Source organism: Aeromonas sp. Lyrl_2 (assembly GCF_051948815.1).
In the GTDB taxonomy this organism is placed as follows: domain Bacteria; phylum Pseudomonadota; class Gammaproteobacteria; order Enterobacterales; family Aeromonadaceae; genus Aeromonas; species Aeromonas veronii.
In genome coordinates this window covers 261,013-275,819 of sequence record NZ_JAYJLJ010000002.1, presented here as the reverse complement: position 1 = coordinate 275,819, position 14,807 = coordinate 261,013, and the positions used below count along the sequence as shown (strand labels likewise).

Sequence of the window (14,807 nt, the reverse complement as noted above, 5' to 3'; positions counted from 1 at the left end):
CATTACTCTCCTTCCCTGGCGTAATCTGTCACTTCACGGGATCAGGCGGTATGGGACTGGCGCACCTTATCCACTCCCGGAACTGGCGCCTTGGTCAGCACCCTGGCCAGCCCTCTGTCAAACAGCAAGATCCCGGCCACCATGGCCGCTATAAACAACATTATCATGGGCTGCCCGCAGGAAATGAGACTCAGAGCAGGCCCCGGGCAGATACCCACCAATCCCCAGCCGATGCCAAACAGCGCAGCCCCGCCGATCAGCCAGCGATCCAGCCTGGGTGCCGGTACGGCGGCGATGGGCTCCCCCAGCACACTCTGGCGACGGGGTTTCACCAGCAGAAAGTAACCCGGCATAAAGACCAGCAGGGCGCCCCCCATCACAAAGGCGAGGCTGGGATCCCAGGCCCCGGCCAGATCGAGAAAACCGGTGACCCGGGCGGGATCCATCATGCCGGAGATGGCCATCCCCAGTCCGAACAACACACCCGCAAACAAACTTGTCAGTAACTTCATGGCAATCAGCCCCTTACAGCAGATGATGAGTGACGAAGACGGTGATGAAACCTGCCGCCATAAAGGTCAGGGTGGCGACGATGGAGCGCAGGGAGAGCCGCCCCATGCCACAGATGCCGTGGCCGCTGGTGCAGCCATTGCCAAGACGGGTACCGACCCCGACCAGCAGACCGGCCAGCAGCACAACGGGCCAGCCGGGCAGCGTGGTGAATGCAGGCATGGTGGCCCAGCCCAGGGTCAGCGCCAACCAGGCGCCCGCCCCGAGCCCCAGCAGAAACAACACCCGCCACGGCGCACGGTGTTGCAGCGCACCGGCCAGAATGCCGCTGATCCCGGCAACCCGGCCGTTGAACAACATCAGGATCAGGGCCGACAGCCCCGCCAGCATGCCGCCGCCCAAAGAGAGCAGCCATTGGCTTTCCATCATCAAGATTCCTTATTTTCCGAGTGACAAAAATGGGTTTGCAGCGCCCCCAGCACATCGGAGGCCGCCTCGCTCACCAGCGAGTAGTAGATCTGCTGGGAGACCTTGCGCGAACGGATAAGGCCGTAGCGCTTCAATACCGAAAGTTGCTGGGAGAAGGCCGACTGCCCGAGTTGGCTATGGGCCAGCAGCTCCCCGACCCCCTTCTCCCCCTCCACCAGCTGGCAGAGCACCATCAGGCGTTCGGGATGAGCCAACGCCTTGAGCAGGGAGGCGGCGGCTGTCGCATGTCTGTTCATCTCGTCGAATTGGCTCATAAGAGTAAATTAGCAATTGCTGATATTTGTTCTATTGTATAAAACAACACTAAATTAGCAATATCTAAAGTAGATAAGGAGAAAGACCATGACAGTAGATAACGGAGTCAGAATCGTCGCGGGTTGCATGTTGCTGCTCTCGCTTATCCTTACCACCTGGGTTCATCCGGGCTTTGTCTGGTTGAGTGCCTTTGTCGGGGTCAACCTGATCCAGAGCGCATTCACCGGTTTCTGCCCGGCAGCGATGATCCTCAAACGGATGGGATTTAAATAACAGGGTCGGATGACCCGGCTCACATGAGCGTGTAATAAACGCAGGAGGCTGGACATGGCAACGGTAATCGTCATCGGCGCGGGTCTCGGGGGCATGTCTGCCGCCTACGAACTCAAGGCCGAACTGGGCAAGCAGCATGAGGTGATCCTCATCAATGACAAGCCGGACTTTGAATTTACCCCTTCCAATCCCTGGATTGCCGTCCAGTGGCGGGAGCGCAAGGAGACCTCGATCCCCATCGAACCCTATGTGAAGAAGAAGGGGATCCGCTTTATCCATGCCGCCCTGACCGAGCTGCAACCAGCCGCGCAGCAGCTCACCCTCTCTGATGGCCAGACCCTGCGTTACGACTTTCTGGCGATCTGTACCGGTCCGGCCCTCGCCTTTGACGAGGTGGCAGGGGCTGGCCCCGAATCCGGTGGCACCACCAGCGTCTGTACCCTCTCCCACGCCGAAGAGTGCCGCCACAGTGTCAGCGCACTGGTCGATGAGCCCGGCCCGGTGATTGTCGGCGCCATGCCGGGCGCCTCCTGCTTCGGCCCCGCCTACGAGTATGCGTTCATCCTCGATCGCCACCTGCGCGACAAGAAGGTGAGAAAAAATGTGCCCATGACCTTTGTCACCAGCGAGCCCTACATCGGCCATCTGGGTCTCAACGGCGTGGGCGACTCCACGGGGATGCTGGAGAGCGAACTGCGAATGCGCGACGTGCAGTGGATCTGCAATGCCCGCACCGTGGCGGCGCAAGATGGCCAGATGACGGTGGAGGAGCTGGACGATGAGGGCAACATCAAACGCACCCACACCCTGCCCTACAAACACGCCATGATGCTGCCCGCTTTTGTCGGCATTGCGCCGCTGCGAGGCATCGAGGGGCTGGTCAATCCCCGCGGCTTTGTCATCGTCGACGAACACCAGCGTAATCCCACCTTCCCGCAGATTTACGCCGCCGGGGTCTGCATCGCCATTGCCCCGCCGCACAAGACGCCGGTACCAACCGGGGTGCCCAAGACCGGCTATATGATTGAGGCGATGGTGCGCACCCTGAGCCACAACATCAAGGCGGAGCTCAGCGGCCAGCCGCCGGTGACCAAGGCAGTATGGAATGCCATCTGTCTGGCGGACATGGGGGACACAGGTGCCGCCTTCGTCGCCATGCCGCAGATCCCGCCGCGCAACGTCGCCTGGTTCAAGAAAGGAAAGTGGGTCCATCTGGCCAAGATCGCCTTTGAGAAGTACTTCCTGCACAAGATGCAGGTGGGGGATACCGAACCCATCTACGAGAAACTGATGCTCAAATACCTCGGCATCGACAAGACCGAATGACCCCGCAGACCCGGCCCTCGCCGGGTCTGCTTTTTACGACCCTGCGCGGCAAAACGGGGCTTTCGATTATGTTTCAAGATGTTGCTGCGGGCGGCGCGGGGTTTACCCTGCCTGCCGCCTCGGCTATCATTCGAGCCTCTTATCAATAGCGGAGACCATCAGTGGGCAACTCATCAAGTGACAGTTGTAAACCGACCCTCGTCGTCGGTACCAAGGTCGCGAGCTAGCCGCAGGTCTTTCTCTGCCGCCACTCGCAACCCTGCGAGAAGCGGAAATCCACTCCCCTCTTCTCCCTTTTTACACTTGACGTCTGGCAACCAGAGGCCAATCGCCACGGTCGCCATGCCTGCATAGTTTCTGCTTCCCACAAGGAGGCTGCTATGCGTTTTATCTCAATCAAACCGGCTGCGGATCGCGCGGTCGCAACAGGTTCTGTTGCTACCCGGGCTCACCCCCTGTTGAGCCGGCTCGGCCGTGGCATGCTGCCACGCTGGCTGGGCGGTAAACAGCGTCAGCACCACTACCGGCTGCAGATCCGCTGTGAGGATCGCGCCGATATGGAGCAGGTGCTGGATATGGTGAACCACACGTTGCAACCGGCCGGGCTGCAACCGATGCAATCGATGAAGCCGGGTCGCGGCGGCGGGCGAGAGCTGGTGCTCAACCTGCAGTGCACCCCGCCCCAGCGACGCTATCTGGTGCAGTTCGTTCATCAGGTCGGAGTAGCACATCCGGTGCGCTGGCAACTGCGCCCGCGCATCGACTGCGATCCCGAACTCAACTGACCGCACACCTGCGTTAACCACAGTGAAAGGGGCCAGCCACGCTGGCCCCGCTTGTTGCGTCCTCCCCGAGCGTCAGGGCATCCAATGATGCTCGCGCCCCGGGACGCAGCGTTTTGTTTGTCTGCTGGCCATCCGCGCAATCATCCCCTGATCCATCCGCCTCCCGGCGTTTCATCATGGATTGCGTCAAGTCAGCGCTTATCAGAAGGAGTACGCCATGAAGATGTGGCAACAAATTGACATGCTCTCCCTGCTCGACACCCTGGCCAGCCTGCTGCTCGCCTTTGTGCTCGGCAGTCTGGTCGGGCTGGAGCGCCAGTACCGCCAACGTACCGCGGGCCTTCGCACCAACGTGCTGGTCGCCGTAGGGGCCGCCCTGTTCGTCAGTCTGGCCCAGCGCATCTATGACCTGCACGGCGGCAACTACAACGTGGTCCATGTGGTGGCCTATATCGTCTCCGGCATCGGCTTTCTCGGCGCCGGCGTCATCATGCGTGAATCCGGCAACATCCGCGGCATCAACACCGCCGCCACCCTCTGGGGTGTCGCTGCGGTCGGCGCCGCCTGTGGTGCCGGGCTCGCCATGGAGGCCATTCTGGGCGCCCTGTTCGTGCTGGCCGCCAACACCCTGCTACGACCGCTGGTCAATCAGATCAACCGTCGCCCGGTGGACAATACCGACACCGAAGTGACCTACAAGGTGACGGCGCTGACCCAGCGCGAGCATCAAAAAGAGGTGCTGCACTGGCTCGAGGAGATGCTGGAGCAGGCCAACTACCCCTTGAGCGAGCTCGACATCGAGCCGTTTGGCGCGGGGGATCTGGAGATCTCGGCGGTGCTGCTGGCTACCTCCATCGATGGCGACGAGCTGGATGCCCTGATGCAAAAGCTGGCCATCCACCCCCATATCAAGCAGGTGTTCTGGCGCACCAGTACCACCGATTGAGCTGCCGGTCAGAGGAACGAGCCATCCGCCCGCAGCAAAAAGCCCCGCCAGCAATGGCGGGGCTTTTTCATATGGATGGGCGAAGAGTGGCTAGCGGCGACTGCGCCAGCGCACCCTGGGGGTGATCACCTGGGCGGTCTGTGCGGGAGGACTGCCCGCTATCAGTTGCTGCATCAGCTCGAAAGCGGCGAGGGCCAGCGCCGGACAATCCTGCGCCACCGAGTCGATGCGCATGGGAATGCAGTCGAGCAGGTCGTGATCATCGAAGGTACACAGCCGCATCCCTGTCTCCATCAACCCCGCCTCGTTGAGGTAGCGCAGCACCCCTTCCAGCAGGGTAAAAGAGGCAGTAAAGAGCCCCCTGGGAGGCGCTCCCAGCTCGGCCACCAGCTCAGCCATCAGCTGATAACCGGAGCTCGGCTGGTAGTCGCGATGGCGCACCCGGGCTACATCGGCTTCAAAACCGGCGCGATGGAGCCCCAGCTCATAGCCCGCCAGCCGGTGACGGCTGGGGGAGAGATCCAGCAGGCCGCCGAAGTAGTAGATCTGCTCGCCGCACTCGCTGGCCATGTCCCGCACCAGCTCGGCGGTCGCCTTGCAGGCATCGGAGATCACCATGGGCAGGCGCGACTCGCCGATGTGGCGGTCGAGCTGCACCACCGGCAGGCGGTCGTGAATGCAGGCATAGATGTCATCGCTGTGGCCGCTGGAGGCGACAATCAGCCCATCCACCTGACGGCTGATGAGGTTGTCCACCACCCGCTGCTCAAGGGCGGGATCATCCTCGGAGCAGGCGATCAGCAGCTGGATGCCCGCCTCCCGGCAGTGGGCCTCGAGGGCGCGGGCGATGCGGGCAAAACCGAAGTTGGTGAGATCGGGGATCACCAACCCCCAGGTGTAGCTGCGGGTCTCGCGCAGGGAGCGGGCATGAAAGCTCGGCAGGTAGTGACACTCCTCCGCCACCGCCTGAATGCGCTTGCGGGTATCGTCGGCAATCCGGTACTCCGCACTCTTCCCGTTGAGCACCAGACTGGCGGTCGCCTTGGACACCCCCGCCAGTTCGGCGATCTGGGCAATCGTGATCCGTTTCTTCTTCTCCACCTGGCCTCCCGGCTGACTAGAACCGGGCTATTGTACTAGGCACGCCGACAGCGGCCAGTGATTGAGGCAAATTTTGCAGCCATCATCGCCGTTACCTGATGAAAGTTGCGGCTTTTCCCCGGGGAAGTAGCGCGCCGACAGGCTGTGACGCCCCTCATCGATGAAACACTCCAGACTGGAGCGATCACACAGCACGGTGATCCGCCCGCCAGCCCATGGGCTGCTGCGAGTCTCCCACGCTCCGCTCTGCCAGTTCTGGAGCCGCAAGATGAGGCGCCCCGGCTGCCACACCAGCTCGGCCACGGCACCGAACCAGAGGCTCCCCTCACCGCAGAGATCCAGATCGAGCCAGGCCGAGTCGATGGTCAGCCCCGGAAACTCGCCAAGCGTCCCCTCGAAGCTAGTCAGTTCTCCCTTGAGCGCCGCAAGCTCCGCCACCGGCCGCTGGCAGAGCCACTCATCCTGCCAGAACAGCTCCCGCGGACAGCTCATCTGGTGGATCCAGCCGTAAGCGATCGTAGGCTGGCTCATCTCGTTCTCCTCCGGCAGCCCCAGCCAACCGAACAGGAGGCGGCGACCCTGAGTGTCCAGGGTGGTTTGCGGCGCATAGAACTCGAAGCCCCGATCCAGCTCGTGGAAAGCCCCGTGCTCGAAGCGCTCGCCGTCGAAGTCGCCAGCCAGCCAGCCGCACTGGTAGAGGTTGCGATAATCCTCGCCTGCCGGGGCAATCCCCTGAGGGCAGCTGATCAGCACATGGCGCTCCCCCAGCGGGAAGAGATCCGGGCACTCCCACATATAGCCAAACTCACCCAGCCCCCCGCGCCCGCTACCGGCGATGGGGCCCACCCGCTGCCAGCTTTGCAGGGTGTCGCCGCGATAGAGCAGCACTTCGCCCTTGTCATCCAGGGTGCGGGCCCCCAGCACCATCAGCCACTGCTGGCCGTCATGCCACACCTTGGGGTCGCGCACGTGGCCGCTGTAGCCTTCGGGCAGATCCAGCACAGGCCCCAGCTTGGCAAAACTACCCTCACCGTCGGCGCGGGCCAGACACTGATAGGCGGTGCGGCTGCCATCCGGGTATTTGACATTGCCGGTGTAGATAAGGGTCAAACGCCCCTGCTCGTCTCTCACCGCAGAGCCCGAATAGCAGCCGTGGCTCTCATAGGCTTCGGTGGGCAACAGCGCCACCGGCTCGTGCTGCCAATGCAACAGATCGGTGGAGGTGACATGGCCCCAGCCCTTGTTGCGGTGCTCGCAGCCCAGTGGATTCCACTGGTAGAAGAGGTGGTAGCGCCCGTCATGCTCGATAAAGCCGTTGGGATCGTTGAGCAGCCCCACCGGGGCTGCCAGATGCCAGCGGGGCCGATGGGGATCGGCCGCCGCCTTGAGCTGTCCGGCCAGCAGCGACCGGACAATCTGGTTGAGAAGATCGCGTTCCTTCATCACTCCACCTTGTACTTGAGCAGGTAGGAAGCGGCGAAAGCGGCGCCAAAGGCGATCACCAACCCGATGATGTAGTGAATAAGGCTCATGGGCTGGACGATGGCCATGCCGGGAATACCGGTCAGCCCCACCGCCGTCATCCCCACCTTGGCCGCCACCACGTAGGCGCCGCCGCAGGCCCCGCCAAACAGACCGGCGAGGAAGGGTTTGATATAGCGAAGGTTCACTCCGAAGATGGCAGCCTCGGTGATGCCCAGCAGGCACGACATGGCCGCCGGCACGGTAATGGCCTTGATCTTCACGTCGCGGGTCTTGAAGTAGACCGCGAGGCAAGCCCCGCCCTGTGCCACGTTGGCCATGGCCCAGATGGGCAGCAGGAAGTTGACGCCAATTTGCGGATTGGCCAGCAGCCCCGCCTCGATAGCATGGAAGCTGTGGTGGATGCCGGTGATGACGATAAGCGAGTAAGTGCCGCCAAACACCAGCCCCGCCAACCAGCCTGCCTGCTCATAGAGGGCGCTCAGACCGAACGAGATGCCATCCCCCAGCACCCGACCCGCCGGGCCGATAAAGAGCAGTGCCACGAAACCGGTGATGATGACGGTGAGAAACGGGGTGAGGATCAGATCCAGCGCATCCGGAATGCGCTTGCGCAGCTGTTTCTCCAGATGGGACATAAACCAGACAGCCAACAGTACCGGGAAGACGGTGCCCTGATAGCCGATCATGGCGACATCGAGCCCGAAGAAATCCATGGTCTTGAAGCCACCGGCCACGCCCCAGGCGTTGGTCAGCGCCGGGTGGGTGAGGATGCCGCCGAGGGTTGCCCCGAGGTACGGATTGCCGCCAAACTCCCGCGCCGCCGTAAAGCCGATGAGGATCGGCAGTATGATAAAGGCCGCCGAGCTGAACATGTCGAGCATCACAAACAGGGCGCTGTCGGCATTGACCCAACCGTAGGTGCGCACCATGCCAAGCAGCCCCATCAGCAGACCCGAGGCGACGATGGCCGGAATGATGGGTACGAAGATGTTGGAGAGGGTTCGCGCCAACCGCTGGGCCACGTTGAGCTTGGCCGCCGCCATGTCGGTCAGCTCCGCCTTGCTGGCGGTGCCGGTACCGGTCAGCGTCACAAACTCCGCGTAGACCTTGTTGACCAGACCGGTGCCGAAGATCACCTGGATTTGGCCCGCGTTGCTAAAGCACCCCTTGACCCCCTCCAGCTTGTCGATGGCGGCCTTGTTTACCTTGCTGTCATCGGCCAGCACCAACCGCAGCCGGGTGGCGCAGTGGGCAGCGCTGACGATATTCTCCTTGCCCCCGAGCAGGGGCACCAGATCCTTGGCTATCGCACTGATATTCATATTCTTCCTCTTATGACCCGCCACGCTGGCGGGCCCTTGTCACATGAGAGTAGGGGCTGTCGAGCCGGGCTTCTAGCCTCAGCTCAACAGCCGCTTGCGCCTGATCGCAAAAAGGCATCCAGTTCGGTGCGGGTCGGCAGCGCCGTCATGGCCCCCTTGGCGGTGGTGGCGAGCGCCCCGCAGCCGTGGGCCTGCGCCAGAATGGCGGGCAACTCGGCCAGCGTCGGCAGCGACGAGCGCCCGGCCAGCGCCGCCAGCAGACCGGCGACGAAGGCATCACCCGCCCCCGTGGTGTCGATGGGCGTCACTTTCTGCCCCACCCACTCCAGCAACTCGCCATCAAGGCGAGCCACTACCCCGGCCGCCCCTCTGGTCACCAGCACCAGCGCCGGGCCAGAGAGCGTAGCGAGCCCGGCAGCCAGATCATCCTCGCCGCTCAGCAGTTGCAGCTCCTCGATGGAGAGCTTGACCACATCCGCCTGCGCAATGGCCTGACGCACCAGCGGCAGCATCTCGGCGGGGTTGCCCCACACCTCGGGACGCAGGTTGGGGTCGAAGCAGACCCGCCCGCCTGCCGCCTTGATGGCCGCCATGGCCTGCAGGCAGCTGGTGCGCACCGGCTCGTTGGCGAGCGCGATGGAGCAAGTCAGCAACCACTGACCTGCATCGAAGCGGGGCAACTCATTTGGGGTGAGGAACTGGTCGGCACTGGGGCGCACCATAAAGGTGAAGCTGCGCTCCCCCTCATCATCCAGTGCCACCAGCACGGTAGAGGTGCGATGGTCAGGATCGAGCCGTAGCGCACCGATATCCACCCCCTCCCCGCTCAGGGTGTCGGCCATAAAGCGGCCGAACGGATCGGCACCAACCCGGCCGATAAAGGCCGCATCGCCACCCAGCCGTGCCACGCCAACCGCCACATTGGCGGGCGCACCACCCGAACACTTGAGGTAGTGCAATGCCCCTTCCGGGATCAAGTCCACCACCGCATCCCCCATTACCCACACACGATTCGTCACCTTGCTACTCCACTGCTGCATCGGATCCACGGTCAAACCCGAACTCTGTTCTGTTGGCTGGCATTATCAGCTAAACCGTTTTAGCCAACCAACAGATCTCGGCACCGGCTGCCATTTTTGTGATCGGGATAACGAACTAGAACCAGGTTTCCATCTGTACGCCAAAGTTCCACTCGCCACCGGCGGTGAAGTTGCTCTGGCCCATGGCATCGTCGCTGGCGTAATTGTCGAGCTCGGAGGACCAGTCCATCCAGCTGGCGAACACCCTAAGCTCAGGCCGTTCGAAGAAACCGGCGGTCTGCGCCTTGAAGGTGGGGGCGAAGGTGAGCTTGGTGAAGTTGCCGTTCACCGCCTGGCGTCCCTTGTAACCCTTGGAATCGAGATCCATGTACTGCCAGGCCGCCTCGTAAACCAGCTCGACGTTCTGGCTCAACACCTGCGCCACCCGGGTATTGAAGGTAAGCCAGCGGTACTCGTCTCCTTTCACGTAGCGATCCTGACTCTGCTCGGCCAGCAGGGCCGGGGCAAAACGCCAGCGCGAGTTGAGATCGGTGGCGCCAAACACGGCGACCCGCACTGCATCGGCGTCCGGCAGCAGCTCGCTGTCAGAGCCCAGCCCCTTGACCTCGGCCCCCAGCCCATGACCATACAACACCGCCGCCTTGGCAAACCCTGGGTTGATGCCAAAGAAGCTCTCGCCGTGGTAGGCCAACAGGGTGTGTGCCCCCTTGTCCGCCGCCTCGCTGCCCATCCCCTTGTCATTGATGCGGGCGTCATTGTCCTTGGCCGAGAGGCCGTTCACCATCCACTGCCAGTTGCCGACGCGGTTGTTCATGGTGAGGATGTAGCTCTCGATATCGGAGAGACCGCTGGCGCTGATGTCGCCGTAATCCCGGCCATAGAGGGAGAAGTTGGCCTTCCAGCTGTCGGCGAGCTGCACGTCGTAAACGCCGCCGCCGGTACCGGCCAGGAACACCACGTCGGAATCGAGCCAGTGGATGTCGAAGTTGTCCCGATCAAAGCGCTTGCCCGCCCACAGCACCGCATTCTTGAAGGGGCCGTCGAAGCTCGCCAGATTGCCGATCTCGGCAAACACCTGACGGGTATTGAGGCTCGAATCGCTGGCGGTCCAGTCGTTGCTGGTCTCAACCCCGTCTGCCAGCATCAGCTTGTAGCGAGCCCAGCTGCCATCCTCGAAGGTCTGGGTTTTCAGCAGGTTAGCCTCCATGTATGTGTCATCTTCGTTGCCAAGGCGACCGACGGCCCCGCCCACCGAACCGGCTGGCGTGATGTAGGGGCCGCCGCGCCCACCGTTGCCATTGCTGTTTACCAACAGGCCCGAGCGGGCATAGCCGTGAAACTCGAAGCCCTGGGCACCAGCGGTCTTCTCATCCACCTTCTGGCTGCGGTTGTTGGCCACCTGCGCCTGCTCGCTGGCCGCGCTCGCCTTCACTTCCGCCTGACTGGCACGGCTCTCTGCCGCCTCGGCTCTGGCTTCAGCCGCCTGTACCCGCGCCTCCAGCGCCGCCAGACGGGCCTCGATACCGCCATCCGCCGCCCACAGCGGGCTGATCATTCCCAATCCCAGCGCTACCGCCAGCGCCAACTTGCTCTTGAACATCATCATCTTCCTCACCTGTCATCTGTAGCCCGAACGGGCGCTGTTGTTATCGACAGACGGAGCATAGCTAAACCAGTTTAGCCAACTCAATACAACAACTAAACCGTTTCAGCAACAGTGTGAGCGGGATAACATTTGTACAGCAGGAATTGGCGGGAGTTGTGAGGAGGATCCCTCATCAGGATCCACTCAATAGGGCGGATCCTGGCTAAACGGCGGGCAAAAAAAGAGCCGGCACAAGGCCGGCTCTGTTTATTCGGGTCGCTGAAATCAGCTGGTCAGATCGTCGAAGAAGCGTTTCACCCCTTCGAAGAAGCCTTCCGATTTCGGCTTGTGGGTCTTGGCAGCAGCACCGCTGAACGACTCGTCCAGCTGGCGCAAAAGCTCTTTCTGCTGCTCGGTGAGGTTGACCGGAGTCTCGATCACCACCTTGCACATCAGATCCCCTACCTGGCCGGAGCGTACTGACTTCACGCCCTTGCCGCGCATGCGGAACATCTTGCCAGTCTGGGTCTCCGGAGTGACCTTGAGCTTGACGCGGCCATCCAGGGTCGGCACTTCAATCTCGCCACCCAGCGCAGCTGCGGTGAAGCTGATGGGCACTTCGCAGTAGAGGTTGTTGCCGTCACGCACGAAGATCTCGTGCTCTTTGACGTGCACCTGTACGTAGAGATCCCCTGCCGGAGCCCCTGCCTCCCCTGCCTCCCCTTCGCCGGAGAGACGGATGCGATCGCCGGTATCGACGCCCGCCGGAATTTTCACCGACAGGGTCTTGGTGCGCTGGTAGCGACCTTCACCGTGACACTTGCGGCACGGATCCTTGATGATCTTGCCGCGACCGTGACAGTGCGGACACGCCTGCTGCACCGCAAAGAAGCCCTGACGCATCTGCACCTGGCCGGAGCCGTGGCAGGTCGGGCAGGTCTGGGCACTGCTGCCGGTGTGGGCACCGGAGCCGTTACAGACTTCGCAGTGAACCAGAGTCGGCACCTTGATCTCCTTGGAGACCCCGCGTACCGCCTCTTCCAGCGTCAGCTCCATGGTGTAACGCAGGTCGGAGCCACGGGCCGGGCCACGACGAGCACCACCACGGCCACCGCCGAAGATGTCACCGAATACGTCACCAAACATGTCGGCGAAGTCGGCACCGCCGCCAAAGCCACCGTGGCCACCGCCACCCTGGCTCGGGTCGACACCGGCATGGCCGTACTGGTCGTAACGGGCACGCAGGTTGGCATCGGTCAGGACCTCGTAGGCTTCCTTGACCTCTTTGAACTTCTCTTCGGATGCGGCATCACCCTGATTACGATCCGGGTGATACTTCATGGCCAGGCGCTTGTACGCCTTCTTGATCTCGCGATCGTCGGCATCTTTCGCCACACCCAGTACTTCGTAGAAATCGCGCTTCGACATACTCATCCTGTGGTTACGCAGACGGGCGTTGGTTACCCAACGCCCGTGAATTCATTGACCAAGCCGATGGGCGAAGCGGACTCCGCCCATCTGGGTAGGGCTTACTTCTTGTCGTCTTTCACTTCTTCGAACTCGGCGTCGACTACGTCGTCGTCAGCCTTGGCAGAAGAGGAGGACTGACCGGCATCAGCACCGGCTGCACCCTGGGCCTGAGCCTGCTGCTGGGCAATTTCCATCAGCTTCTGGGACGCTTCCAGCAGAGCCTGCTGTTTGGCTTCGATAGCAGCCTTGTCGTCACCCTTGATGGCCGCTTCCAGCTCGCTCAGAGCAGCTTCGATCTTGGTCTTGTCGTCGGCAGGCAGAGCTTCACCGGCTTCGGTGATCTGCTTGCGTACGGAGTGGACCAGACCATCAGCCTGGTTGCGAGCCTGTACCAGCTCTTCAAACTTCTTGTCCTCGGCCGCGTTGGCTTCGGCTTCGCGTACCATGCGCTCGATCTCGTCATCAGACAGACCAGAGGAGGCCTGGATGGTGATCTTCTGCTCTTTGTTGGTCTCTTTGTCTTTCGCAGAGACGTGCAGGATACCGTTGGCATCGATATCGAAGGTCACTTCGATCTGCGGCAGACCGCGCGGTGCCGGACGGATGCCTTCCAGGTTGAACTGGCCCAGAGACTTGTTGTCGCTGGCGCGCTTGCGCTCACCCTGCAGCACGTGAATGGTCACGGCAGACTGGTTGTCTTCGGCAGTGGAGAACACCTGGGACTTCTTGGTCGGGATGGTGGTGTTCTTCTCGATCAGCGCAGTCATCACGCTACCCATGGTTTCGATACCCAAGGAGAGCGGGGTCACGTCCAACAGCAGTACGTCGGTCTTGTCACCGGACAGTACGGCACCCTGGATGGCAGCACCCATGGCCACGGCTTCGTCCGGGTTGACGTCTTTACGCGGCTCTTTGCCAAAGAACTCGGCAACGGTCTTCTGAACCAGCGGCATACGGGTCTGACCACCAACCAGGATCACGTCGTCGATCTCGCCAACAGCCAGACCGGAGTCTTTCAGGGCGACACGAACCGGCTCCAGAGAGTCTTTCACCATGTCTTCTACCAGGGATTCCAGCTTGGCGCGGGTCACCTTGATGTTCATGTGCTTCGGACCGGTGGCATCTGCAGTGATGTACGGCAGGTTGACGTCGGTCTGCTGGGCAGAAGAGAGCTCGATCTTGGCTTTCTCGGCGGCATCTTTCAGACGCTGCAGAGCCAGCTGGTCGTTGCGCAGGTCGATGCCCTGCTCACGCTTGAACTCGTCTACCAGATAGTTGATGACGCGGTTGTCGAAGTCTTCACCACCCAGGTGGGTGTTACCGTTGGTCGCCAGTACTTCGAAGGTGGTTTCGCCTTCCACTTCGTCGATCTCGATGATGGAGATATCGAAAGTACCGCCACCCAGGTCATATACGGCAACCTTGCGCTCGCCCTTGACCTTGTTCACGCCGTAGGCGAATGCAGCAGCAGTCGGTTCGTTGATGATGCGTTTTACATCCAGACCGGCGATGCGACCGGCATCCTTGGTAGCCTGACGCTGGGCGTCGTTGAAGTAGGCCGGAACAGTGATAACGGCTTCGGTTACCGGCTCGCCCAGATAGTCTTCGGCGGTCTTCTTCATCTTTTTCAGCACTTCGGCAGAGATCTGCGGCGGTGCCATTTTCTTGCCCTTCACTTCAACCCAAGCGTCGCCGTTGTCAGCTTTGGCGATGGCGTACGGCATGATTTTCAGGTCACGCTGCACTTCTTCATCTTCAAAACGACGACCGATCAGACGCTTGATGGCGAACAGGGTGTTTTTCGGGTTGGTGATGGCCTGACGCTTGGCCGGCTGACCAACCAGGATCTCGCCATCATCGGCATAGGCAATGATGGACGGAGTAGTACGATCGCCTTCTGCGTTCTCGATCACGCGAGCAGTGTCGCCATCCAGAATAGCGACGCAGGAGTTGGTAGTACCCAGGTCAATACCGATGATTTTACCCATTTGACGAATCTCCAAATACTTTGAATAAACTGGCGAGGAACTCGCCTTAATGCGTTAACGGCTAGGTGGGGGCAGCCAATCTGGCTTTCAAGCTCCCGGCATCAAATTTTTTGTGCCGCCGCGGCCTTGCTACCTATATGGGGTCGCCAGACGCAGCTTCAAGCCCCAACCCTAAAAAACCACACCCTTTGTCATGGTTGCGCGGTCACGTTGAGCCGTAAAACCGGGCAAG

General features: G+C 61.5%; 14 protein-coding genes. 4 read left to right on the top strand and 10 right to left on the bottom strand.

The window, feature by feature from the left end:
- Positions 1-41: 41 nt before the first annotated feature.
- Genes VF684_RS02975 through VF684_RS02965 form a run of 3 tightly spaced genes read right to left on the bottom strand, consistent with a single transcriptional unit; the run spans position 42 to position 1,253 of the window.
- Positions 42-512 carry a YeeE/YedE family protein gene (locus VF684_RS02975; RefSeq protein WP_162516117.1) on the bottom strand — a complete coding sequence of 157 codons (471 nt, stop codon included), beginning with the start codon at positions 510-512 and terminating at the stop codon, positions 42-44.
- 13 nt (positions 513-525) lie between these two features.
- Complete coding sequence (locus VF684_RS02970) at positions 526-939, bottom strand: YeeE/YedE family protein (RefSeq protein ID WP_069554757.1); 414 nt, start codon at positions 937-939, stop codon at positions 526-528.
- The gene (locus VF684_RS02965; RefSeq protein WP_139441267.1) at positions 939-1,253 is read right to left on the bottom strand and encodes an ArsR/SmtB family transcription factor; all 315 of its coding nucleotides are present in this window, start codon (positions 1,251-1,253) and stop codon (positions 939-941) included. Before VF684_RS02965 ends, VF684_RS02970 begins: the two co-directional genes overlap by 1 nt.
- Positions 1,254-1,341: 88 nt before the next feature.
- Here VF684_RS02965 and VF684_RS02960 point away from each other — a divergent pair, with 88 nt between their 5' ends.
- The 4 genes from VF684_RS02960 to VF684_RS02945 all read left to right on the top strand — a co-directional run bounded on the left by VF684_RS02960 (position 1,342) and on the right by VF684_RS02945 (position 4,584).
- Complete coding sequence (locus VF684_RS02960; protein WP_005338011.1) at positions 1,342-1,527, top strand: YgaP family membrane protein; 186 nt, start codon at positions 1,342-1,344, stop codon at positions 1,525-1,527.
- 54 nt (positions 1,528-1,581) lie between these two features.
- Positions 1,582-2,853, top strand: coding sequence for an NAD(P)/FAD-dependent oxidoreductase (locus VF684_RS02955; RefSeq protein ID WP_139441266.1), 1,272 nt, complete (start codon positions 1,582-1,584; stop codon positions 2,851-2,853).
- A 380-nt stretch (positions 2,854-3,233) separates the two neighbouring features.
- A complete protein-coding gene (locus VF684_RS02950) occupies positions 3,234-3,638 on the top strand; it encodes a hypothetical protein (protein WP_005359258.1) in 405 nt (134 codons plus the stop codon).
- Positions 3,639-3,855: 217 nt separating this feature from the next.
- A complete protein-coding gene (locus VF684_RS02945) occupies positions 3,856-4,584 on the top strand; it encodes an MgtC/SapB family protein (RefSeq protein ID WP_005359256.1) in 729 nt (242 codons plus the stop codon).
- A 90-nt stretch (positions 4,585-4,674) separates the two neighbouring features.
- On the opposite strand, the gene VF684_RS02940 is transcribed toward VF684_RS02945, so the two are convergent.
- The 7 genes from VF684_RS02940 to dnaK form a co-directional block, all read right to left on the bottom strand.
- Positions 4,675-5,685 carry a LacI family DNA-binding transcriptional regulator gene (locus VF684_RS02940; protein WP_376898686.1) on the bottom strand — a complete coding sequence of 337 codons (1,011 nt, stop codon included), beginning with the start codon at positions 5,683-5,685 and terminating at the stop codon, positions 4,675-4,677.
- A 27-nt stretch (positions 5,686-5,712) separates the two neighbouring features.
- Positions 5,713-7,128: a glycoside hydrolase family 32 protein gene (locus tag VF684_RS02935; RefSeq protein WP_376898688.1), complete on the bottom strand. Its 1,416-nt coding sequence runs from the start codon at positions 7,126-7,128 to the stop codon at positions 5,713-5,715.
- Positions 7,128-8,492 carry a sucrose-specific PTS transporter subunit IIBC gene (locus VF684_RS02930; RefSeq protein ID WP_005359249.1) on the bottom strand — a complete coding sequence of 455 codons (1,365 nt, stop codon included), beginning with the start codon at positions 8,490-8,492 and terminating at the stop codon, positions 7,128-7,130. The genes VF684_RS02935 and VF684_RS02930 overlap by 1 nt, the downstream gene beginning before the upstream one ends.
- 83 nt (positions 8,493-8,575) lie before the next feature.
- On the bottom strand, positions 8,576-9,532 hold the full coding sequence (locus tag VF684_RS02925; protein ID WP_139730962.1) for an aminoimidazole riboside kinase: 957 nt from the start codon (positions 9,530-9,532) through the stop codon (positions 8,576-8,578).
- A gap of 115 nt (positions 9,533-9,647) precedes the next feature.
- Complete coding sequence (locus VF684_RS02920; protein WP_139441263.1) at positions 9,648-11,138, bottom strand: carbohydrate porin; 1,491 nt, start codon at positions 11,136-11,138, stop codon at positions 9,648-9,650.
- A 264-nt stretch (positions 11,139-11,402) separates the two neighbouring features.
- Positions 11,403-12,545 (bottom strand): molecular chaperone DnaJ, encoded by a 1,143-nt coding sequence (dnaJ, locus tag VF684_RS02915; protein WP_005338032.1) that lies wholly within the window; start codon positions 12,543-12,545, stop codon positions 11,403-11,405.
- A 101-nt stretch (positions 12,546-12,646) separates the two neighbouring features.
- Positions 12,647-14,575, bottom strand: a complete 1,929-nt coding sequence (dnaK, locus tag VF684_RS02910; protein ID WP_005338034.1) for a molecular chaperone DnaK — start codon at positions 14,573-14,575, stop codon at positions 12,647-12,649.
- Between the last annotated feature and the right edge of the window lie 232 nt (positions 14,576-14,807).